This window comes from Daejeonella sp., from assembly GCF_036405355.1.
Classification (GTDB): domain Bacteria; phylum Bacteroidota; class Bacteroidia; order Sphingobacteriales; family Sphingobacteriaceae; genus Daejeonella.
The window spans coordinates 27,138-49,759 of record NZ_DASWXT010000093.1 but is presented as its reverse complement, the minus strand read 5'-3'; the positions used below and the strand labels follow the sequence as shown (position 1 = coordinate 49,759).

Below are 22,622 nucleotides of genomic sequence, written 5' to 3'. Positions count from 1 at the left end.
AACACAACGGAAAATCTTCCGGAATCTTTGCTTTTCAATTGATTTTCAAATCCCTTGTCAATATTTAATAAATGAATAATTACATCAAATTACCTGCTGTTCTCTTACTTGCAGATGGAACTGTCTACCACGGAAAAGCGGCTGGAAAGATTGGTACAACAACCGGCGAAATTTGTTTTAATACGGGTATGACCGGATATCAGGAGATATTTACAGATCCATCCTATTTCGGACAAATTATGGTAACTACCAATGCTCATATTGGTAATTATGGGATTCATAATGAAGAGATAGAATCTGATAATATCAAAATTGCGGGACTGGTTTGCAAAAACTTTAACATTACCTATAGCAGAAAGATGGCCGATACTTCCATTCAGGATTATTTTCTTGAAGAGAAGATTGTTGGAATCTCTGACGTAGACACAAGATCCCTGGTCAGACATATTCGTGATAAAGGTGCTATGAATGCAATCATTTCATCAGAAATACTGGATATCGAAGAATTAAAGGCAAAATTAGCTAAAGTTCCATCAATGGACGGTCTTGAGCTATCCTCACAAGTTTCAACAAAGGAAGCATATGAGTATGGCGATAAAAATGCCCCAAAACGTGTTGCTGTTCTGGATCTTGGTGTGAAGAAGAATATCCTCAGAAACTTTGATAGCAGAGGTGTATTTTCAAAAGTATTCCCGGCAAAGACTTCTTTCGCTGAAATGGAAAAATGGAATCCAGATGGATATTTTATTAGTAATGGCCCTGGCGATCCTTCGGCAATGCCTTATGCTATCGAGACCGTAAAGGCAGTTTTAAAATCAGAAAAACCACTCTTTGGCATTTGCCTTGGTCATCAGTTACTGGCACTGGCTAATGATATCCGCACAATGAAAATGTTCAACGGACACAGAGGATTGAATCATCCGGTAAAAAATATCATTATCAATCATTGTGAAGTTACTTCACAGAATCATGGTTTTGGAGTAATTCCTGAGGATGTCAGAAATTCGGATAAAGTGGAAATTACCCATTTGAACCTGAACGACCAGTCGATAGAAGGAATCAGAGTGAAGGGTAAGAAAGCATTTTCAGTGCAATATCACCCGGAATCATCGCCAGGTCCGCACGATTCAAGGTATCTGTTCGATGATTTTGTGAAACTGATGAATAACTAAATTCTTTGGTCTATTTATACTCAAGCAAAAAATCCGTCAATACTCCTGAAAATGAGTATTTTTATAAATATAAATTAAGTGTATTAAGTACACTATGCAATCAAAATATATACATTTCTTAATAAGATAATATTATGAGTTTAATTCTCGACGTTCACGCTAGACAAATTTTGGATTCACGCGGAAATCCAACCATAGAAGTTGATGTAATCACCGAAAATGGCATTTTGGGCCGTGCGGCAGTACCTTCAGGAGCATCCACTGGTGTTCATGAAGCAGTGGAGCTTCGCGACGGTGACAAGTCGGTTTACCTTGGAAAAGGAGTATTAAAGGCTGTAGCGAATGTGAATGATAAAATCGCCCCTGAGTTAAAGGGAATTGATGTTTTTGAGCAAAACAGTATAGATAGTTTGCTGATTGCAATAGATGGAACTGAAAACAAGGGGAATCTGGGAGCCAATGCCATTCTGGGTGTTTCTCTGGCTGTAGCCAAAGCTGCAGCTCAGGAAAGCCGGCAGCCATTATACCGCTATATTGGTGGAGTAAATGCAAATACTTTACCAATCCCAATGATGAATATTGTGAATGGTGGCTCACATTCTGACGCTCCGATCGCTTTTCAGGAATTTATGATCATGCCAGCCGGTGCTTCTTCATTTTCTGAAGCTTTACGTTGGGGAACAGAAGTATTCCATACCCTGAAAAAAATCCTTCACGACAGAGGATTATCAACTGCTGTTGGTGATGAAGGTGGATTTGCTCCAAAATTTGAGGGTACTGAAGACGGAGTAGAAACAATTCTGGAGGCAATCGAAAAAGCAGGCTATACCCCAGGAAAAGATATATTTCTGGCATTTGACTGTGCCGCTTCTGAATTTTATAAAGACGGGAAGTATGATTACACCAAATTTGAGGGTCCAAAAGGTGCAATCAGAACAAGTGCAGAACAGGCGGAATATCTTGCCTCTCTGACAGAAAAATACCCAATCATTTCAATTGAAGATGGAATGGGCGAGGATGATTGGGATGGATGGAAGTTATTAACCGAAAAGATCGGCTCCAAAGTTCAGCTGGTAGGTGATGACTTATTTGTTACAAATGTAAAGCGCCTGCAGCAAGGTATTGATACTGAAACAGCTAATTCAATTCTGGTTAAAGTAAATCAAATCGGAACATTGACTGAAACCATTAATGCAGTTTCATTAGCACAAAACAGCGGCTACACTTCGGTTATGAGTCACCGCTCAGGAGAAACCGAGGATTATACAATTGCCGATCTTGCTGTGGCATTAAATTGCGGACAAATAAAAACAGGTTCTGCATCACGTTCAGACAGGATCGCAAAATACAATCAACTTCTACGTATTGAAGAAGAACTAGGCAGCAGTGCCCGCTTTTTGGGGAAGAACTTTAAATACGTTAAATAAACATAATACATACTCAGAAACCAGGGCCTCAAAACCTGTTTGTTAATAAGTTGATAATAAGCCATCCCGGAATTTATAATTCCGGGATGTTTTTGTTTTATATTTGTATTGATGTACCGTTTTTTAGATCTGATTCGTAATAAGTATTTCATTGCAGGCATAGCATTTATGACCTGGATGTTATTTTTCGACCGTAATGATCTGATGTCGCAATATGAATACCGCACTCAACTAAACAAGCTACAGGCTGAAAAAGAATTCTATCTCAAAGAATCAGCAAAAGCAGTTAATGACCTCAATGAACTGACTACAGACAAGACAAAGCTCGAAAAGTTCGCCCGTGAAAAATATCTTATGAAAAAGGAGAATGAGGATGTTTTTGTGATTATTACAGAGGAAGCAAAGAAAGAAAAATAGATTCCAATCTCCGGAATTTATGGTATTCGCCTTAGGAACAAATACTCTTTACCTTCTGGGAATATTAGGGCAAGAATTCCAAAAGTCTTATTCAACCAAAAAGAATCCAAATAAATTGTAGGATGTATGCAAAGCAATTGTCAGCAAAACCGCAATAAGTTCATTTTTGTTCTTGAGAATGTAGACATAAAAATAATTTAAAAATAGTCCGTTGATGAATGCTGCGACTACATAAAGCCAATGATACCAATGTGCTTGTGAAAAAGCAAATGACATGACAATGATGATAATTGATGTATTATTAATTCTTGTTTTATCTAATAATCTATAAAGAAATAATTGAAATATCAGGGTCTCTATTATTGGGGCAAATACTATAGCAAAAAAGAACATTTCCTTTTCAGATAGTTGTTCAAAAATCTCATTCTCAAGTTTAAAGAACCTATAATTAATGTAAATGAATACATAACTAATAGTTATCTTAAACAGAAGTATCATAAAATATAATTGAATAATTTTTTTGTCACCTATCCTAATCATATTATGATTTTGTTAGCAGACTATATAAAATAGTCTGCTAATTTTTAAACTTTACTTATATAACATTGGATTACCAAAACTCGAATTACTCTTTAGTGAATCCGAAATATCAGACGCTAAAGCCAAAGCCCTTGTAGCTGCATAAAACAGCTCAAAGAAAAAATTCCCATGGGCTCCTCCAATACTCATCAATTCTTCTGTTGTTAACTCTTGTAGTTTCATGATTTATTAATTTTAATATTTGGTGTTATAAATACAATTAAAACCATCAGAAATATCCGCCTTAATCGCATCCCAGGTTGATGCGGGTTCATAAACAATAGTTTCCTGAATGGTTGTGTTAATTCATTTCAGGCCTTTTGAATTGCTTAATTCCCAGAATTAAGTTCAATTACCTCCAATATCTACAAATTCATAGCTTCTAAATTTTAACTGAACAATAAGACCTAAAAAACTGCAATTAATATTCGAGCTTAAGCGCCCATTCAGGTATGCCTTTACTTGTTCAAGCAAATCCGGTGGTAATTCTCCTCGTATAAAACTCGTAAGCACCACTTGAATACACCCTGTTCCAAAGGATTCAATAAACCCGCATTAGCTTAAAGTCAAAAACCTAAATGCAAATTCTTACTTATTAGTTCAATTTATATTAAACCTACTCTTTCCAGGCTTTTCGGTTTCTGCCTTCTGCTGTACAGCATTGATCGCGATAGTCTAAGTAAAACATCTTCAATACAAAAAAACTATAGTGGAGTAAAATTATTTTAATGCTGAAAAATGAATGTAGGGTAACTGGGGGAGAATAATCGTCAATTGTGGACAATCAAAAAATCAGAAATCGAAATCATTCATTTACAAAAGTTCCGGTATAACCAAATCCAGAGTTATAGTTAAACTACCGCGGTAACTCTTCCTCTCCAATAGTTTTAAAATCAATAGAGATCTTCATCTGAAAACTGTGGCTATAATAATAAGTGCCCATTTGACGGGAATATACAATTGGGGCCTCCCGCAATTTCAACTCATCTATTAGTTTATAAACCATCGAAGTAGATAGATTCAGTCTCTGAGCCAGCTGACTTGGAGTACCTGTACGCCGATGCTTGATTAGCTCATGCAGCCGGTTAATACGCTCAATTTGTTCCAGCAACTTCATTTGGCATCAGATAAACTTCGAAATTCCATGGGCATTTGCTGAGACCATAAGTGATAATACTCTCCCGGATAAGCTATCAGTTCAGTATGTTTTCCCTCTTCCATTACTTTTCCATCTTTTAAAACAATGATCTTTCCGGCCTTCTGAATACTGCTGAGGCGATGGGATATTACGATTACGGTCTTCTTCTCAGAAAGCAAAGATTCTATTGCATTCTGGACATATTTTTCAGACACCGGGTCGAGGGAAGAACTCGCTTCGTCCAAAATAAGGATTTCAGGATCACGGTACAGGGCTCGTGCTATTGCAATTCTTTGCTTTTGTCCGCCCGAAAGACTTGCTCCGTTCTCGCCAAGCTGGGTTTGAAATCCATTGGGTAAATCATCAATAAATTGGGTAATTCCTAACATAGTGCAAATACCCAGGATCTTCTTCATATCAGGTTCATCATCCCCTATAGAAATATTCGTGCTTACATCAGCGGCAAAAAGTTCTATCTTCTGTGGTACTACAGCAATGATATGGCGCAAGGAGCTATTACTGATATATTTTATCTCAGAATCACCAATAAAAACATGACCACTATGAACCGGATAAATGTTCTGCAGGATAGACATAAGGGTAGATTTTCCGGATCCGCTCTCCCCCACTATTCCTGTCATTTTCTGATATGGGATCTCCAAATTTAACTTATCAAAAACCATGACCCGCGAACCATAGCGAAAGGAAACATCAACGAATCTGATATTTCCGAGGTTTGATCTTTCGAGTTCAAATTTATGGTCCTCACTCTCCTGTTCCATATCCATAATTTCAAATAAGCGATCGGAAGCAATGATTGCATCCTGAACAGTTTTATTCATCCCCACAAAAGAAGAAACGGGCCCTGTAAAATAGCCGATCAGGGTATAAAAAGAGAGTAATTCACCCGGACTGATTTGCTTATCCAGAACAAATCCTGCACCGACCCAAAGTAATATAATGGTAAATGAATGGGAAACCAGCTCAGTAGAAGATCCTGAAAAAACTGCGTTCAGACCAGATTTATAAACCGTTGTCAGTAGTTTCATGAAACGCATTTCAGTTTTCTGATTCGCATAATCCTCCAGCCCGAAACGTTTGATGGTTCCTACTGCATTCAGACTTTCTACAAGCTGAGATTCTAAGTTGGCTGAATTCTCCATCAGCTTGCGCTGCACCATTTTATTGAGCCTATTGCTTATCAGATAAATGGCAGAATAGAGTGGAATGAGGATCAAAAGATACAGGGCAAGCTTCCAGTAATAGGTAAACATCATCGTGAAAGCAAATACCAGCATAAAAAAGTTTACCGCCAGATTGATGGACACATCATTTATAAACAAACGAATCTTTACAGCATCCCCAATTCTTGAAGTAATTTCACCTACCCGCATAGTGTCAAAAAACTGCTGAGGCAATTTAAGAAGGTGCTTATAATAGCCCAATATGAGCCTGGCATCAATCATCTGCCCGGTTCGAATTATAAAAATGCTCTTTAAGGTGCCTATAAATATCTGCAGGAAGAGTATGATGAACATCCCGACACTCATCAGGTTGAGCAAATTTCTGTTTCCATCAACCAGTACAAAATCCACAATCTTCTGAACAAAAACAGACATGGAAAGTCCCAGGAGAGTATAGATTAAGGCACCGAACAAAGCCTGAACAAGAACAGCACGATGAGGCTGTAAAAGTTTGTAAAGACGTCTGTAAAGGCTTATTTTTTGATTCCCATGAACAAAACTATCATCCGGTGCCAATAATATAAGTACCCCGGTCCACTCCTCTCTGAAATCGTTCAGCTTTTTCACAAGCAATTTCCCATCAGCAGGATCCATAATGCTGATCTTCTGCTTATTTATCTTATAGATGACCACATAATGATGAAGCTGAACATTGACAATGACATGTGCTATTGCCGGAAGCGGTATTTTAAAAAGGCTTTCAAAGGTTCCCTTAACCCCTTTTGCTTCAAATCCAAGTCGAACGGCAGCTTCGAGCATACCGGCAACATTTGTCCCCCTTATATCTGTTCCAGCATGCTGCCGGATTCTTGCAAGCGGAACATCAAGATTATAAAACCTCGCAACTGAGGCCAGGCATGCTGCCCCACAATCAGATATGTCACGCTGTTTTACCCGGATGTTCATATTTCAGAGGATGTAAGCAAAAGATTTGGATTAAGCCAATCGTCGAGTTTATCATAAAGCAATTCGAACAAAGTACGCTCTGCTACTAAAAAGCGGGCGGTAAAACTCATTCCCTTTTTGAGGTATCCTCTATACTCATTCTTAAGTTTCAAATGATCGCTCCCGAGTACACAACGCACCTTGAATACAGCCACTCCCTGATCCGAAAAAATAACATCATCCGAAATATCAATTACTTTGCCCGAAATAAAGCCCCATTGATTATAATTGAAGGCATCAACCTGAAAGTTTACCGACTGACCTTTTCTGATCAGGCCGATATCTGTTGGCTTAATATAACAGAGAGCAATCAATTGAGCATTTGGAGAAATTTCTGCAATCTTTTGGTTTGCAAAAACGTAAGAACCTGCTTGTATGCCTGTGAGGCTTTGTAACGAACCATTAACAGGTGCCCGAAGAGTAAACAGCTTATTCTGTTCTTTAATTTCAGCCTCCCGCGAAAGCAATTCACTCAGCTCTCTTCGATAGCCGCCGGCTTCAATTTCCCACTGTGATCTCCATCGGTTTATTAGCAGGGCTTGATCAGATACGGACTTATCATATTCAAACCTGACTTTTTCACTTTCTGACAAAGTAATTGCTCCCTTCTCGTACAAGAGATGATACCTCTTATAAACTCGCTCTGACTGATCTCTATTCAACTGGTGTTCTTCGAATTCCTGACAGAACTGCAGCCACGAAGCTCTGTACTGCTCAGTTAAAAATACCGGTTCTGTTGAGGACTTATCCCTTGAACCAGCATGATTGACTATACGCCCTGCATCTTCAAGTAGCTGTCTGAGCAGTTCTGATCGCCTGCTTAAGATTTTGCCTTGTTGTCCAGGTAAAGAGGAATCAATGACCAGAACAGTATCTCCGGCTGATATACTTTGATTGTCCTTCATCCTGACCTCTATTATCCTTCCACTTACTGCTGCAAAAAGATCTGTGCGCTCTAATGACGACTGTATCACACCCCGACTATTAATACTGACCTGAACAGGAATGAAAGGCAACAAAATCAAGGCAACGATGGTCGCAGATAGGATGACAGTATATATAATTCCAGTGCCTGAACCGAAACTATACCTATATCCAATGGATATTAAGGGAGTATGCTGATCATTCCAGGCTGATACTGACATTTTCGGGAATTTATATTTTAAGAGATCGGGTAACCATCGAGATCTATTTTCAATTACCGGAATAAATATAGTTTAGAAGGTTTCAAGCCTGAATTTGATGCAAAGTTTTTTAGCAAGTGGTATCTCCTGTCAAGTAAACGGCAGGTAATTGAGAAAATCAGAAATTGGCACTAAAGCCCGTTTTACAAGATCCAATTTTAGATTTTGTGGTAATTTAATATGTGTTCGAAAATAAAATCTTTCCTGGGCTATATTATATTGGATAGTTTTTCTTGTTGTAAATGCAAGTTATGTTTCTGGCTAGCGCAGCGGCAATGTCATTATTTAATAGATTGGGTTGGTCTCATGGCATCAAAATCTGTGTGGTATACTATTGAGGTTAAGGCTTACGATGGTTCCGTTTCTTTCAGGAAGACAACGTTAACCGGAATGTGTTATCAGGTTCCAGCTTTCGCTGGAATGACAAAATTGTTGGGGGGAGATAGCGGAGATTCCAGCCTTCGCTGGAATCGATTCAGATCACTCCTCATTTCCAAAATTTATCTTTCCTGAAATATACAAAGACAAAAAATGAGTAAATCCACTACATCATATATAATACGGTTCCGTCTTGCGATTCCAGCGAAAGCTGGAACCTCCCGACTCTTAGCAGCACCGGGTAAAATAAACCTTACCGTAGGAGGTAGCTTCCGGCTGTTGGAAATTCGAAATAGAAAGCGATTACATGCCGGAACTACTCCCCGAGGAAAGGGCTGAACCAGCCTATAACAAACAGGTATTGATTTCCAAAACCTAATCCCATGGCTTAAGAGCCTTATCCCCAAATTAATAACTGCACTATTATAAGCTTTCTTCTATCAAACTCAGGTTAAGTCAGTCAATCTTATCAAGCTGATCCAGAAGATCGTCGAGCCCGTCTTCAGTCTTCGTAATCAGTTTCCTGACCTGCATATAAAAAGAATCCAGACCTTCTATATCCGGCGAATATCCGCCATACTCCAGGAGGCCAATTTTTGTGTTTAAATGATTAAATAGTTCAAAGGAAATTGTACCTGCACTTTTACCAATATAGATCTTAAAGTCACTGATAGATGTGTAAAATGTATTTCCATCTGCCTCTTCATTCCAGTGCAGTTTTCCCTCTCTGGTTAGTTTCCTGACCTTATTATAAACTGATAATGTTTTATTTGCTTCCATAATTTAGCTTTAAAGAAGATTAAATTTCGCCATTTCGCTTTCTTGAAAGCCATTCCAGACTCAATAGAGCAAGTATTATAAAAAATAATAGTTTCAGATCTATAAGCTCACTATATTTTGGATTTTCATAAAATACTGATTTCACCTGCTCGTTTGCTTTAATCAAGGCAGGCAATTCATCAAGCTGAGCCGGAAAGAGCATCTGACCGCCATTCTGCTTTGCAACAGTGAATAATAACTGATGATTTGCGATACTCTGCTTGTATTCAGAATCTTGTCTGCTTATTATAAATTGTCCTTCTGTCTGATGCTTTATCTTCCCAAGAGTCGTTCCCGCAGTATAGTTATATTCCCCGGCAACTAATTCTCCGGCATCAAGTTGATATGAGTTCAAAGTTCTTGAAAAAACGAATGAATAGCTTTTTCCATTTTTGTTGTTCAGAGCAATATTGACATCCGGAGTATTTACCAGCTCAAATGCATCATTATATAATTCTGCATTCAGAATGACATGTTCATTTTCATCAAAAGTATTTTTTGCGGCATAAACCCTGAATTTACGCTTATCATCTGCGCTGACCAGGTACTGTACAGTTTTTGTAATCAACTCATCAATAGCCTCATGGCTTGCATTTTCCTGAAAATCCTCCAGCCTCCATCGCCAGATTCCCTCCCCGGCAAGAACAGCCATTCTGCGCTGAACATCCTCTCCAAACAATAATAATGGCTTTTCTGTTGACAATTTTCCAATCTGCTGGTTCATCAACAGACTGGAAGGTCCTTTAAAGCCATAATTACCAAAAGGTGTAAACAGAGGCCCGAAATTACTGATCTTCGTTCTGCTGCTTTCGCTTAGTGTAAAGGCATAAAAATCAGATTTAATAGTGGCGGTAGCTTCCTGCATCATTCCATTTGAATTAAGCGTAATTAAGCTTTGTGAGGCTGAAAAAGCAGGAATATTGCTCTGAGCACCCAACACATAAAGTATAGGCTTGTCAGAACCCAACTTCAGAACATCCCTTGCATTATTACTGATTGAAGGCACCTGATGCAAAATAAGCAGACCAGCTTCCTGAATTTCTGCCGGACTAACCTCCTGGCCCATACGAACCTTCACTGAATAGTTCTTATTGATCTCAATTGATTGCCTGATTGCGCTGATATCCGGATGAGGGGCATTTGCAATAATCAGTACATTCTTTCTCCCGTCAATCACCTCGACAAAAATGGTTTGAGTATTATTGATCAGGGATAACTCATTTGAAAGGGCAGCAAGTTTGATTGTGTAGGATTGAACCCCTTTCTTTTCTGCGGGTAAGTTCAGTAAAATAGTTTGCCGGAATTCATTGGAATTGATCGTTACAGGTTTTGATATGAGAACACCTGATTCTGTACTAACAGTAAGCATAGAAGTATTCCCTTCCGATTGATAAGCCTCTATGCTTAGCCCGATCTGAAACTGATTACCCAGATAAGCAATATTGTTGTAGTTCACATTAGAAATCAGAAGATCGCGCTTTGCTATCGTATCACCAAGTGCAATGGTATAAACTGGTGCTTTGATGTTCTTACTATCATATTGCGGATTTGAGCCTCTGTTATAAATTCCGTCAGTTCCTATAATGACAGCACCAATATTGCGGTTGGAGAACTGATCATCGATCAGCTTAAAAACTGATGAAATATCCGTCAGAGAGCCATCATACTTCACATCAAGTCCGCTTTTAATTTCCTCAGCAAAATTGAATGTACGCAGCTCATAATTAGCCGAGAGGTCCTTCTCAAGCTTTTTGAGTTGATTGTTATAATTCTGACGATTGAAATCTTTAGTTTTGGAGAGAAGGATTGATGCTGAATTGTCCTGTGCAAGGATGATCAGTGGTTTCTCAACTGTGCGCTTAATTGTTTTGACCAGAGGAGAAAAAAGTAAAAATGCAATTGAAGCTATGGCAATGGCCCGGAGAGCAAAGAGAAAATATCTCAGATTTTTATGAAGATGTCCGGATGGTTTATATAAAAGAAAGGCATATGCAATACCCAATCCCAAACAGGCCAGGAGCCATAAATAGCTTTCTGAAGTAAATTGAATTTGAAATAATAGCGGCATAGCTAATACAAATATGCCTTTTTAAATCTAAGCTTTCAATCTTTCATGAGATATTAATCGATCTCGAAATTAGCATTGACTACGGCAATTATTTCCTTTCTGATGGAACTGACATCATTCACACCATAATCAGAAATCAGGTTTGAATTTTCGGGAGTAATTTGTAGAACTCCCATTCTTGCACTTTTGAGTGCTCCCAGTTCCCTTCCGGTTGCTTCTGCTATCCGCTCGCCGCGAATCATAGCATCTTTTGCTGCTGCCGCCTGAATTTCAATCTTTATATCTCCGATTTTGGTATAATAATACTCAGGCTGATTAACCTGAAAGTTAACTCCCCTTTCTACCAGCGAACTGATCTCAATAGACATCGCTTTAATCAATTGAACGTCAGAAGCTGAAATATCTATCGTTTGAGAAGCATTATATGACCTGATTCCCGTATTTTGTCCCTGCTGATTGAAAGAATAGTTAGGGAAAGAAGTGATAGTTTGTACGTTAACCTTATCTCCGGCAAAACCCTTAGACTTAAAATATTCCATCAATATTGGTTTCTGAGCCTGAAGTAAACGATATGCTTCCAATGCTGTAGCAGCCTCAACACTCAAAGTTCCACGCAATACCCCCAGATCAGAAACAATAACCTGTTTGGCAGAGCCTGTCACAGTAATCGTCTGGTTCTCACTTTTGATCTTTCGCCAGGTACCTGAAAATATGAAAGTAGAGACGATCAGGGAAAATCCTAAAATGGCAAATGGAATGATGAAGCGATTGTTTATCATGATATTAATTTAAGCATAAATTATAAACAACACTTACAAATTCTATACCATCTTTAGGATAAAAGTTTGAAGTTGAAAGATAAAAGTAGAAAGCTTGAATGGAATGTTAATTGTGCATTCTCAACACGATAGCTATCGGGTCTCACATCTCATATCTCATATCTCACATCTCCTACAGCATTCCCCCATCAACCGGTATAACCTGGCCCGTGATGTAAGAACTCATGTCAGAGCCTAAGAATACACAAAGATTAGCTACATCTTCAGTTTCACCGGCACGCTTTAGAGGAATAGCCTGTGCCCAGCCTTCCACAACCTTTGGATCTAGAACTTCAGTCATTTCGGTCCTTATAAAGCCAGGAGCAACCACATTTGAGCGGATATTTCTTGAACCCAGTTCTTTGGCAACTGATTTCGAGAATCCGATAATGCCAGCTTTGGAAGCTGCATAATTTGCCTGACCTGCATTTCCCTGCACACCAACTACTGAGCTCATATTGATGAAAACACCTTTTCTGTTCTTCATCATGATTTTAGATGCAGCCTTGGTAACGTTGAATATAGATTTAAGGTTAACGTTTAAAACCTCATCCCAATTCTCTTCAGTCATGCGCATCAATAAACCATCTTTGGTAATACCTGCATTGTTTACTACAATATCAAGACCTCCAAAATCAGCTACAATATCGTTGATCAGTTTCTCGGCTTCATCAAATTTTGAGGCATCAGAACGGTATCCTTTAACTTTGGTTCCAAAACTTTGCAATTCCTTTTCCAAAGCCTCACCCTTCTCAACAGAAGACAGGTAAGTAAATGCTACATCAGCACCATGTTCAGCGAATTTTTCGGCAATCTTACGGCCTATTCCTTTTGAGGCACCGGTAATTAAGGCTATTTTTCCTTCTAGTAATTTCATAACAGATTTTAAACTGTGAAATTAGAATTTTTCTTAAAAATAAATACATTTTTAAGAAAAGGACCTTCAAATCATTTTCAAGATTCAGGATAAAGGTATCACTGCAGAACTTTGGTCTTTTATTCAGCTAAATCTCCCTCCGAATTCCTCAGGGAAAGCAGGCAGACAGCTTAATAATTTGTAGTAGAAAAACGCATAGTAAGCGTGGACTAAACGCGGACTAAACGCACACAAACCCTAGTATTTTTATGCGTTTAGTCCGCGTTTTCTTAGGCTTTAATTTGTACTTATCCGGAAGATGGTAATAAGTTCTCCCGGCACAGTCAGGATTGATGCCTGAGACTAATTAGCAGAAGAGGAAATCGTTGGTCTTATAGGCCCTTCCGGGGATGGGAAAGAATACTTTATTATGAATGATTTCAGCGCGGGATATAAATACAAACGAAAGAAATCAGCCTTGCTCGGATAGCAAAGAATTTCTCCGGACACAGGAAATTTCCTGTTCAAATTAATCAGGAAATACGTGATGCAGAAAGGTTCTCTGCAGAAACAAATTTCATAGAAAGTGAATTCACACAATGACGGGTGTTTTTCGGGGTTAATTTCTCCCCTGTAAAAACATGCCCTAAGTGACCGCCACAATTATTACATAATATTTCAGTCCTATGCCCATCTCTGTCGGTCAGTTTCTTCACTGCACCCTCAATTTCATCGTCAAAACTCGGCCAGCCACAGTGTGAATCAAATTTATCTTCAGACCGGTACAAAGGAGCATTACACTGTCTGCAGCAGTAAACTCCTGACTTCTTATTGTCCAGATACTCTCCTGAATAAGGTCTCTCTGTGCCTTTATGCAGGATGATGTATTCTTCTTCGGGTGTTAATTTGTTGTATTCCATTTAATACAAATATAATGAGGCTGCATAAAAGACATCAAACTCCAAAGAGATATGACATGAAGGATACAATTTAAACTAGTTAATGCCAAATCAATATTATTCGGTTAAAGCTTTTGTTCTTCGACCCCAAAGGGGTCTTATGTTTATAGGAAAATCAAAAATGCCCGTTTTCCGACCCTGAAGGGGTCGAATGTATTTGAAATTCTCACATGCGACCCCTTCAGGGTCGGGATTTTCGTTTTAAATAATACTATAAACATTTGACCCCTTCAGGGTCATTAGAAAGATTCCAACCTGGATTACAATCAATAGAGTTGAAAAACACCCTAAATCTTGTTATTGCTATTTCGGTATCAAGCTTAGCGGTCCTTGAAGGTAGAGCCTTCTTTTGAAAATCGGTCAAAATATTATAAAAACATATTTATATAGAACTTAATTTTAACCGTATACGCGTTAGAACCCAATAGTCTAATCCTTCGGGATTTGATAACAGATCTCCACTCTCGCAACGCCCTTACCATAAAACCCAAGTTCTTTAGCAGCAGCCTGCGAAACATCAATAATAAAGGCTTTGGTATGCGGACCACGATCATTTACCCGAACTTCTACTGTGCGGCCATTATTCAGATTGGTTACGGTCACCATGGTTCCGAATGGTAGCTTAAGGTGGGCAGCAGTCATTTTCTTATTACTGTATACTTCGCCATTGGAAGTACGGCGTCCATGGAATTTGCTGGCATAATAAGTAGCCTTACCTCTGACTGTAATCAGGCTGTCATTTCGGAATACTTCAGTTATGATGCTATCCGTCTGAATAGAATCCTTCAGTAAATCTGTCTGTTGTGCCGAAATCGAAACAATTGAAAAAAAGCTGAAGAATATAAAAAATAGTACTTTCATCTGCTTCTTAATTTGGTTAGTAGGCGCAAAGGTCGCCATTTTGAGGCGAAAGAGCAAATTCAACTGCTTATAACCATTATGTATTGGTGTCAAAACATGCCTCTTTAAATAGTCTCTGCATCTCATCAGTATGAAATAAACTATACAATTATTATGGTAAATATTTTTGCCATAGCATGTTTTCGAAAGCAAACGACTGGGAAATAGTCTCAATTTATTCTTATGGGCAAACAATCGAAAGAAGAATTCATACCCGATGAATTAGCGATGAATAATATCTATTTGATATGGGATCAAAAGATTATGCTAGACAGAGATCTGGCTGAATTGTATGGAGTAAATACGAAAGTCCCCAAACAAACTGTCAGGGATAATTTTACCCGATTCCCTCAAGACTTTATGTTTGGGATAAACAAAGAAGAGTTCGAAATTTGGAGGTCACAGATTGTGACTTCCAAAGAGGACAAGTATGGGGTTACGTAATATGCTATTCTGTTTCACAGAACAACAAGGGGTTACAACGATATTCTGTATTCTGAACAGCGAAAGGGCTATTCACCTAAATATTCAGATCATACGGATCTTTACCCGTTTCAGGCAAATGCTCAGTGATAATACAGAGCTTAGACTGGAAATCGAAAAAACAAACTGAATAATCACACTAAAAATATAGACGTAGTGTTTCATATATCTGGATGAACTATTGGATGAAAAGATACAACCCAAATCTCCCAGGAAAGCGATCGGTTACGAAATAAAGCCACAGGAGGAAGGTAATCAATAAAAATGATGCGAAGCTTCTAAACAAATATTACTTCTCTTTGGTGCTTTACAGAATCAGGTATAAATTGCTAGCATAAAAAAAACCGGCCTCCCAGCCGGTTTATATTTTTAAATATTTAGAAAAATCTTGATTCTTCTTAAACCTATTTTGCCAGTTCTTCAGCCATTGCTGCACCGATCTCTGCCGGAGATTCAACAACGCGAATACCACATTCCCTCATGATTTTCATTTTTGCAGCAGCAGTATCATCGGCTCCGCCAACAATTGCTCCTGCATGACCCATACGGCGTCCCGGAGGCGCTGTTTGTCCGGCGATAAAGCCTACAACCGGTTTAGTACCGTTTTCTTTGATCCAGTAAGCTGCTTCAGCTTCCATTCCACCACCAATCTCACCGATCATCACAATACCTTTTGTCTCAGGATCATTCATCAACAGCATTACTGCTTCTTTAGTTGGTGTACCAATGATTGGATCGCCACCGATACCGATTGCTGTAGTAATTCCCAGTCCGGCTTTAACAACCTGATCAACGGCCTCATAGGTCAAAGTTCCTGATTTAGAAACGATACCTACACCACCTTTTTTGAAGATAAATCCTGGCATAATACCAATTTTAGCTTCATCGGCAGTAATGATACCCGGGCAATTCGGGCCGATCAAACGACAATCCTTATCTGCAATATATTCTTTAACCAGAATCATATCCTTGGTTGGGATACCTTCGGTAATACAAACAATAACTTTAATTCCTGCTTCAGCAGCTTCCATTATCGCGTCAGCAGCAAAAGCCGGTGGCACAAAAATAATTGACACATCGGCGCCTGTTTTATCAACGGCATCCTTAACAGTATTGAAAACCGGTCGGTCGAGATGACTTTGTCCTCCCTTTCCAGGAGTTACACCACCTACAACCTGTGTTCCATACTCTATCATCTGGGAAGCATGATATGTTCCCTCATTACCTGTAAAGCCCTGAACTATTACTTTTGAATCTTTATTAACCAGTACACTCATTGAATATTTTTTTGTACAGCAAAGCTAAGAGAATCGCTCAGAATGTCAAAAAGTAAAGGAAAAAGATTTAGCGTCTGTTTGTAATTCATCTAACATTTTTACAATGCAAATTTTAACAGGCTCTTATTGATTTATATCACGAGTGTTTGGGAGAAAGTTGAAATGGAATTTCATGAGTTTAGGAGGTTCCAGCTTTCGCTGGAATGACAATCCGAGGGGTTGAAAAGGGAGATTCCGGCCTTCGCCGGAATCTAAGTGGAATCCTTAAAGGTGCTTTTTAAAGCAGGCTCTTATTGTTTTTTATTCATAAGAAGACTTGATCACATCTTCAGCAGTTTTGGGATTAATTGCTCTTTTATAAGCCTCCTGATCAAATTCCTTTTCACTTTTTGCAATCACCACTGAGGCGACTCCATTACCGATCAGATTGGTAATAGCCCGGGCTTCAGACATGAAGCGATCAACCCCTAATAAAATGGCAATACTCTCAATAGGCACCACTTTTAAGGCCGTAAGTGTGGATGCCAATACAATAAAGCCGCTGCCTGTCACTCCTGCCGCCCCTTTTGAAGTGACCATTAATACTCCAATGATGGTAATCTGCTGGCCAATACTCAGATCGATATTAAAAACCTGCGATAAAAAGATGACTGACATTGACAGATAAATTGACGTCCCATCCAGATTAAATGAATATCCTGTCGGGACTACAAGTCCCACAACAGATTTAGAACAACCAAATTTTTCGAGTTTTAACATCATACTGGGCAGCACCGACTCGGAGGAGGAGGTTCCCAGAACGATCACTATTTCCTGTCTGATGAATTTTAAAAACTGCCAGAGACTAAACTTATAGAGATAGCAAATCAGGTTCAGCACCACAAAAATGAACAGCGCCATGGTCATATAAACAGCGATCATCAGCTTTCCGAGTGGATAAAGTGTTGATAAACCATAAGTTCCAATCGTAAAGGCCATACCACCAAATGCTCCAAACGGAGCCAGCTTCATGATCATTTTCATGATATTGAATATCACCTGCGATAATTTTTCGAATGTTACAATCAGGGAGCTGCCGGTTGATCCCATACGGCTCAGCGCAAAACCAAAAAGTACCGCAAAGAACAGAATCTGAAGAATATCCCCTTTGGCAAAGGATTCGAATATATTTTTGGGCACGATATGGGCAAAGAATTCGAGCCAGTTCATCCCTGAGGCTGATTCCTGGTAAGTCTGTATTTTTGAAGGGTCGGCATGAGTTGCAGCCACATCAACACCTTTGCCGGGTTTAAATATATTGGCAACCAGCAATCCTATGATGATTGCCAGTGTGGTTATCAGTTCGAAATAGAGCAAAGCTTTGCCACCTACCCTTCCCACTTTTTTCATATCACCCATTTGCGCAATACCAAGCACGATGGTAAAAAATATGATCGGAGCAATCAGCATACTGATCATATTGATGAAAGTCTGACTGATCAGTTTGGCTGTAGGAGCAAATGCCGGAAAATTCATGCCGACGAGAACGCCGATGAAAATTGCGACAAGCACCTGAAAGGTAAGATGGGATACAACTCGCTTCATAAAATCAGGAACAAAATCATAAATACCGATTTAATTTATTTTTAAGGATCAGTAAGCTAAAAACTAAGGTTTTGCTATACCCTCTGAATTAAACTGAAGATCATATAATTTTCTGTAAAAGCCATTTAATTTTAAAAGTTGTTGATGAGAGCCCATCTCCTTAATTTCACCATGATCTAACACTATGATCCGATCCGCATTTTGAATGGTTGAAAGGCGGTGGGCAATTACTATCGAAGTTCGGCCCTGCATTAATTTATTGATTGCATGCTGAATAAGTTCTTCCGTTTCGGTATCTACAGATGCAGTTGCTTCATCCAGTACCAGGATTTGTGGATCATATACCATTGCCCGGATAAATGAAATCAGCTGAGCCTGCCCGGCAGATAATGTTGCTCCCCGCTCCATCACATCATAATCGAAGCCTCCGGGAAGTTTCATAATGAATTCATAAGCACCCACCTCTTTTGCCGCATGAATAAGCCTATCTCTGCCAATCTCCATATTACTCAGATTAATGTTATTGGCAATGGAATCTGAGAAAAGGAATACATCCTGCAAGACAGTCGCAATATGTGACCTCAGATAACTTAACTTGTATTCGCGGATATCATTCCCATCGACAAGAATAACACCCTTATTGATCTCGTAGAAACGATTTAATATATTAATGATGGAAGATTTTCCGGCTCCGGTTGCCCCAACAAGTGCAAGCGTTTCTCCAGGTTTAACATGGAATGAAATATCTTTTAAGACCCAGTTTTCATCGTTATAGGCAAACCAAACGTTTTTAAATTCAATATCGCCTTCCAATTTTTGAGGTTGCAAGATGCCTTTGTCTTCAGTCTGCTCATCCGTATCAAGAACATTAAAAATACGCTCAGCACCTACCATACCCATTTGCAGCGTATTGAACTTATCAGCAAGTTCACGGATCGGCCTGAACAGCATATTGATATACATGATGAAAGAAACAACCACTCCCGGACTTATCTCATCCGAAAGGATCGATTTTGATCCATACCATACCAGAAGTCCGATTGAAACTGCAGAAATGATCTCGACAACAGGGAAGAAAATGGAATAGTACCAGTTTGAACGAATATGTGCATCACGGTGTTTTGAGTTGATCTCTTTGAATTTCTTCATCTCCTGATCTTCCCGTGCAAAATATTGTATGATCCTTATTCCGGTGATATGCTCCTGCAAAAAGGTATTCAGATTGGCCACCTGAGTCCGCACATCCTGAAAAGCTGATTTTATTGCTTCTTTAAAAACCAGGGAAGCCATGATCAGTAAAGGCATCGGAATCAATACCACCAGGGTAAGTTCCCAATCAACATAAAGCATCACGGCAATGATTGCAATTACCTGCAGAATATCACCAACAATTACAATAAGTCCCTCAGAAAATATATCTGCAATGGTTTCAAGGTCTGAAACCGTCCGGGTAATCAACTGACCAATGGGTGTACGGTCAAAATATTTAAGTCTCAGACTACTGATATGATTGAATACTTTAATACGCAGATCCTTAATTACTGATTGCCCTAAAATATTTGTAAAAAAGGTATGAAAATACTGAACGACAGTCTGGATCAATAGTAACCCGACCATCAAAAGGCTCATATCAATTAAACCGGTGTGGTCATTTAAAAGAATATATCTGTCGAGTGTAAACTGAATCAGCCATGGACGAAGCGGAGCCAGAATGGCAAGTAATATTGTTAAAACGATTGACCATATAAATATACCACGGTAAGGAGTAACGTACCGGAATACCCTTCTCAACAGGTTGATATCTACTGCATTACCGCTAACCTTAGCCATTTTTATTTTCGATCATTTATTTTTTAAACTAAACCCTGCATTTAAATTTCATCCGGAATATATGGGTACTTCACTTCTGTGAGGAATAAGCCACAGGCTGGCACGGACTCACCGGCATTTGAGCGGTCCTTACTTTCGATAATCCCATGAATATCCTCCACATTCATTTCCTTCTTACCTATTCTGACCAGAGTACCGACAATTGCGCGAACCATGTTTCGAAGGAAGCGATCGGCAGAAATATGAAAGACTATTCCTTTATCTTTAAGAAGCCATTCTGCCCTGCTAATTACACAATTATTGGTAAAAGTTTGGGTATTTGACTTACTAAAACAGCTGAAATCACGGTATTCCATCATCAATTCTGCAGCCCTATTCATCAATTCTATTTCGGGCTTATCACGCAAAAGCCATGATAAATTATGAAGAAACGGGTCTTTTGAAAAATGAATATGGTACTCATAAGAACGTAAACTTGCATCAAAACGGGCATGAGCCTCCGGTGCAACTTTGATGAACCTTTTGAGCACAATATCATAAGGAAGCATTGCATTAATACTGAGCAGAAATCTTGGATTCATTACATCGATATCAATCGGGATATCCGCATGTGCAAAAAGCTGCCGGGCATGTACTCCGGTATCGGTACGGCCGCATCCAAGGGTTTCAATTTCCTGTCTGCAAATTGTTGTCAATGCTTTGTTGATCATTTCCTGAACTGAAAGGGCATTCTGCTGAATCTGCCACCCATGATAGGCCGTTCCATTATATGCCAGTTCCAGAAAATATCTCTGTGTTGTATCCAATCTCTAAACTAATATGAAATGCCAAAGATACTCAACCGCAGCTTCAATACATTGCATGAATGAATAATCACAAGGCTAAAATATTTATATTTGTTTCAAATTATCAACCCATGCTTCAACGAGTACAAACCATCTGGCTTTTTTTTGCTACCGCTGCAATTTTTAGTCTGTTTCTATTTCCTTACCTGCAAGTAATTAATCCTGATGGCACTTCAAAAGCTGTAAAAGTAACCGGTGTCTATGAAAGTATCGGAGGGAATATCGTTCAGACTGAACCTTTCCTTGCCTTAACCATAGTAACAGTCATACTCGGATTAATCCCCTTTCTGGCTATTTTTCTATTTAAAAACAGGAAAAGGCAAATGATGCTTTGCTATATCTGCATTGCAGGAATTCTGGGTTTTAGTTTCTGGATGGTTCAAACCGCAAAACAGGTACTTGGGAATATCACCTTGCAAACTGAAAATTACGGACTTGGAGTCATACTCCCATCATTGAGTGTATTGTTTGTTATTCTGGCACTCAGAGGAATCAGAAGTGATGAGAAACTGATCAAATCGGCGGAGAGGTTGAGGTAATGCGGGTCTTGCGGGCCAAGCCCGCAATGACAAGGATCGGGGTACGCAATGACACGAGTCAAGCACCATGTCATTATTTAAGAGTCCGGCTAGGCTCATTGGGTTAAAATAGCTGTGCAGAATATGGTTTGAGGTTCCCGCTTTCGCGGGAATGACAAGGGTTGTTTTGGGGTGAGGAGATTCCAGCCTTCGCTGGAATCGCAAAACGGAACCGTTAACCGAACCGATTCCAGCGAAGGCTGGAATCTCCCTAACTATCCCACCAGATTTGTTATCCGATAGCTATCGGATCCAGCGAAAGCTGGAACCTCCCAATCCTTAAATAATAAATCCGCCTATAATCCCGGACTTGATCCGGGACGGGACTATTGCGCAGTCCAGCCACCATCTACAGGCATCGAAACACCTGTTATCATTGAAGCATTTTCTGATGCTAAAAACAAGGCAAGGGCAGCGATCTCTTCAGGTCTGACAAAGTTTTTGACAGCATGCTTTTGTAAAATATTTTTCTGAATCACATCGGCTTCGGGGATATTCTGTTGCTTTGCCAGATCGACTATTTGCTTTTCTACCAATGGGGTCTTAACAAAACCCGGGCAGATGGCGTTCACTGTAATTCCAAAGTTTGCACCTTCCAGAGCCAATGTTTTGGTCAATCCGATAAGTCCGTGTTTGGATGCTACATAGGCAGATTTGTTTTCTGATGCTACTAAACCATGTGCAGAGGATATATTGATGATCCTTCCCCATTTTTTGGCTTTCATACTCTTCCAAACAGCCTGAGATGTACAAAAAGCAGCGGTAAGATTTACATTAATGATATCATTCCATTTATGCAATGGTAAATCTTCAACAGGTGATACATACTGAATCCCCGCATTATTCACCAGAATATCTATATCACCAAGGTGGCCTGATGCCTCTTTCATCATTGATGAAATCTCTGCAGGTACTAGCAGGTTTGCAGGCGAAAAAAAAGTTTTGATCTGATATTGTTTTCCTATCTCAGCAGCAATTTCAGCACCATTTTGCTCAAGTCCGTGAAAAGCTAGGTTATACCCTGATTTTGCAAATTCAATGGCAATACCCAGACCAATACCGCTGGTACTTCCGGTTATCAAAACATTCTTCACTTTCATAGAGCTCTTCCTATTTTGTAT

The 22,622-nt window shown here is 39.2% G+C and carries 21 protein-coding genes; 5 read left to right on the top strand and 16 right to left on the bottom strand.

Annotation, left to right across the window (positions count from 1 at the left end; genetic code table 11):
- The first annotated feature begins 71 nt into the window (after positions 1-71).
- The 3 genes from carA to VGE44_RS11650 all read left to right on the top strand — a co-directional run bounded on the left by carA (position 72) and on the right by VGE44_RS11650 (position 3,016).
- The gene (carA, locus tag VGE44_RS11660) at positions 72-1,172 is read left to right on the top strand and encodes a glutamine-hydrolyzing carbamoyl-phosphate synthase small subunit (protein ID WP_331079198.1); all 1,101 of its coding nucleotides are present in this window, start codon (positions 72-74) and stop codon (positions 1,170-1,172) included.
- A 134-nt stretch (positions 1,173-1,306) separates the two neighbouring features.
- The gene (eno, locus tag VGE44_RS11655; RefSeq protein ID WP_331079195.1) at positions 1,307-2,599 is read left to right on the top strand and encodes a phosphopyruvate hydratase; all 1,293 of its coding nucleotides are present in this window, start codon (positions 1,307-1,309) and stop codon (positions 2,597-2,599) included.
- Between the two features lie 111 nt (positions 2,600-2,710).
- Positions 2,711-3,016: an FtsB family cell division protein gene (locus tag VGE44_RS11650; RefSeq protein WP_331079193.1), complete on the top strand. Its 306-nt coding sequence runs from the start codon at positions 2,711-2,713 to the stop codon at positions 3,014-3,016.
- Between the two features lie 87 nt (positions 3,017-3,103).
- Here the strand turns inward: VGE44_RS11650 and VGE44_RS11645 are convergent, their stop codons facing one another.
- From VGE44_RS11645 to VGE44_RS11595, 11 genes are all read right to left on the bottom strand, one after another.
- Positions 3,104-3,514, bottom strand: a complete 411-nt coding sequence (locus VGE44_RS11645) for a CPBP family intramembrane glutamic endopeptidase (RefSeq protein WP_331079191.1) — start codon at positions 3,512-3,514, stop codon at positions 3,104-3,106.
- Between the two features lie 93 nt (positions 3,515-3,607).
- Entirely contained in the window at positions 3,608-3,778 is a 171-nt protein-coding gene (locus tag VGE44_RS11640) for a hypothetical protein (RefSeq protein WP_331079189.1), read from the bottom strand.
- 673 nt (positions 3,779-4,451) lie between these two features.
- On the bottom strand, positions 4,452-4,712 hold the full coding sequence (locus tag VGE44_RS11635; RefSeq protein WP_331079187.1) for an HTH domain-containing protein: 261 nt from the start codon (positions 4,710-4,712) through the stop codon (positions 4,452-4,454).
- Positions 4,709-6,883, bottom strand: a complete 2,175-nt coding sequence (locus VGE44_RS11630) for a peptidase domain-containing ABC transporter (RefSeq protein ID WP_331079185.1) — start codon at positions 6,881-6,883, stop codon at positions 4,709-4,711. Before VGE44_RS11630 ends, VGE44_RS11635 begins: the two co-directional genes overlap by 4 nt.
- Entirely contained in the window at positions 6,880-8,067 is a 1,188-nt protein-coding gene (locus VGE44_RS11625; protein WP_331079183.1) for an HlyD family secretion protein, read from the bottom strand. Before VGE44_RS11625 ends, VGE44_RS11630 begins: the two co-directional genes overlap by 4 nt.
- 873 nt (positions 8,068-8,940) lie before the next feature.
- A complete protein-coding gene (locus VGE44_RS11620) occupies positions 8,941-9,264 on the bottom strand; it encodes a hypothetical protein (RefSeq protein WP_331079181.1) in 324 nt (107 codons plus the stop codon).
- A 19-nt stretch (positions 9,265-9,283) separates the two neighbouring features.
- Positions 9,284-11,371 carry a hypothetical protein gene (locus tag VGE44_RS11615; protein ID WP_331079179.1) on the bottom strand — a complete coding sequence of 696 codons (2,088 nt, stop codon included), beginning with the start codon at positions 11,369-11,371 and terminating at the stop codon, positions 9,284-9,286.
- A gap of 53 nt (positions 11,372-11,424) precedes the next feature.
- Positions 11,425-12,150 (bottom strand): SIMPL domain-containing protein, encoded by a 726-nt coding sequence (locus tag VGE44_RS11610; RefSeq protein WP_331079177.1) that lies wholly within the window; start codon positions 12,148-12,150, stop codon positions 11,425-11,427.
- A gap of 172 nt (positions 12,151-12,322) precedes the next feature.
- On the bottom strand, positions 12,323-13,066 hold the full coding sequence (fabG, locus tag VGE44_RS11605) for a 3-oxoacyl-[acyl-carrier-protein] reductase (protein WP_331079175.1): 744 nt from the start codon (positions 13,064-13,066) through the stop codon (positions 12,323-12,325).
- A 512-nt stretch (positions 13,067-13,578) separates the two neighbouring features.
- Complete coding sequence (locus VGE44_RS11600; RefSeq protein ID WP_331079173.1) at positions 13,579-13,965, bottom strand: methionine-R-sulfoxide reductase; 387 nt, start codon at positions 13,963-13,965, stop codon at positions 13,579-13,581.
- A gap of 468 nt (positions 13,966-14,433) precedes the next feature.
- Positions 14,434-14,865, bottom strand: coding sequence for a septal ring lytic transglycosylase RlpA family protein (locus VGE44_RS11595; protein ID WP_331079170.1), 432 nt, complete (start codon positions 14,863-14,865; stop codon positions 14,434-14,436).
- Between the two features lie 222 nt (positions 14,866-15,087).
- On the opposite strand from VGE44_RS11595, the gene VGE44_RS11590 reads away from it, so the two are divergent.
- Positions 15,088-15,348, top strand: coding sequence for an ORF6N domain-containing protein (locus VGE44_RS11590; protein WP_331079168.1), 261 nt, complete (start codon positions 15,088-15,090; stop codon positions 15,346-15,348).
- Between the two features lie 443 nt (positions 15,349-15,791).
- Here the strand turns inward: VGE44_RS11590 and sucD are convergent, their stop codons facing one another.
- The 4 genes from sucD to truA form a co-directional block, all read right to left on the bottom strand.
- Entirely contained in the window at positions 15,792-16,664 is an 873-nt protein-coding gene (gene sucD / locus VGE44_RS11585; protein ID WP_331079166.1) for a succinate--CoA ligase subunit alpha, read from the bottom strand.
- Between the two features lie 300 nt (positions 16,665-16,964).
- Entirely contained in the window at positions 16,965-18,248 is a 1,284-nt protein-coding gene (dctA, locus tag VGE44_RS11580; RefSeq protein WP_331079163.1) for a C4-dicarboxylate transporter DctA, read from the bottom strand.
- A 63-nt stretch (positions 18,249-18,311) separates the two neighbouring features.
- Positions 18,312-20,078, bottom strand: coding sequence for an ABC transporter ATP-binding protein (locus tag VGE44_RS11575; RefSeq protein ID WP_331079161.1), 1,767 nt, complete (start codon positions 20,076-20,078; stop codon positions 18,312-18,314).
- A 41-nt stretch (positions 20,079-20,119) separates the two neighbouring features.
- A complete protein-coding gene (truA, locus tag VGE44_RS11570) occupies positions 20,120-20,884 on the bottom strand; it encodes a tRNA pseudouridine(38-40) synthase TruA (RefSeq protein ID WP_331079159.1) in 765 nt (254 codons plus the stop codon).
- A gap of 110 nt (positions 20,885-20,994) precedes the next feature.
- Here truA and VGE44_RS11565 point away from each other — a divergent pair, with 110 nt between their 5' ends.
- Positions 20,995-21,462, top strand: coding sequence for a DUF4293 domain-containing protein (locus tag VGE44_RS11565; protein ID WP_331079157.1), 468 nt, complete (start codon positions 20,995-20,997; stop codon positions 21,460-21,462).
- A 365-nt stretch (positions 21,463-21,827) separates the two neighbouring features.
- Here the strand turns inward: VGE44_RS11565 and VGE44_RS11560 are convergent, their stop codons facing one another.
- Entirely contained in the window at positions 21,828-22,601 is a 774-nt protein-coding gene (locus VGE44_RS11560) for a 3-hydroxybutyrate dehydrogenase (protein ID WP_331079155.1), read from the bottom strand.
- Positions 22,602-22,622 lie beyond the last annotated feature (21 nt).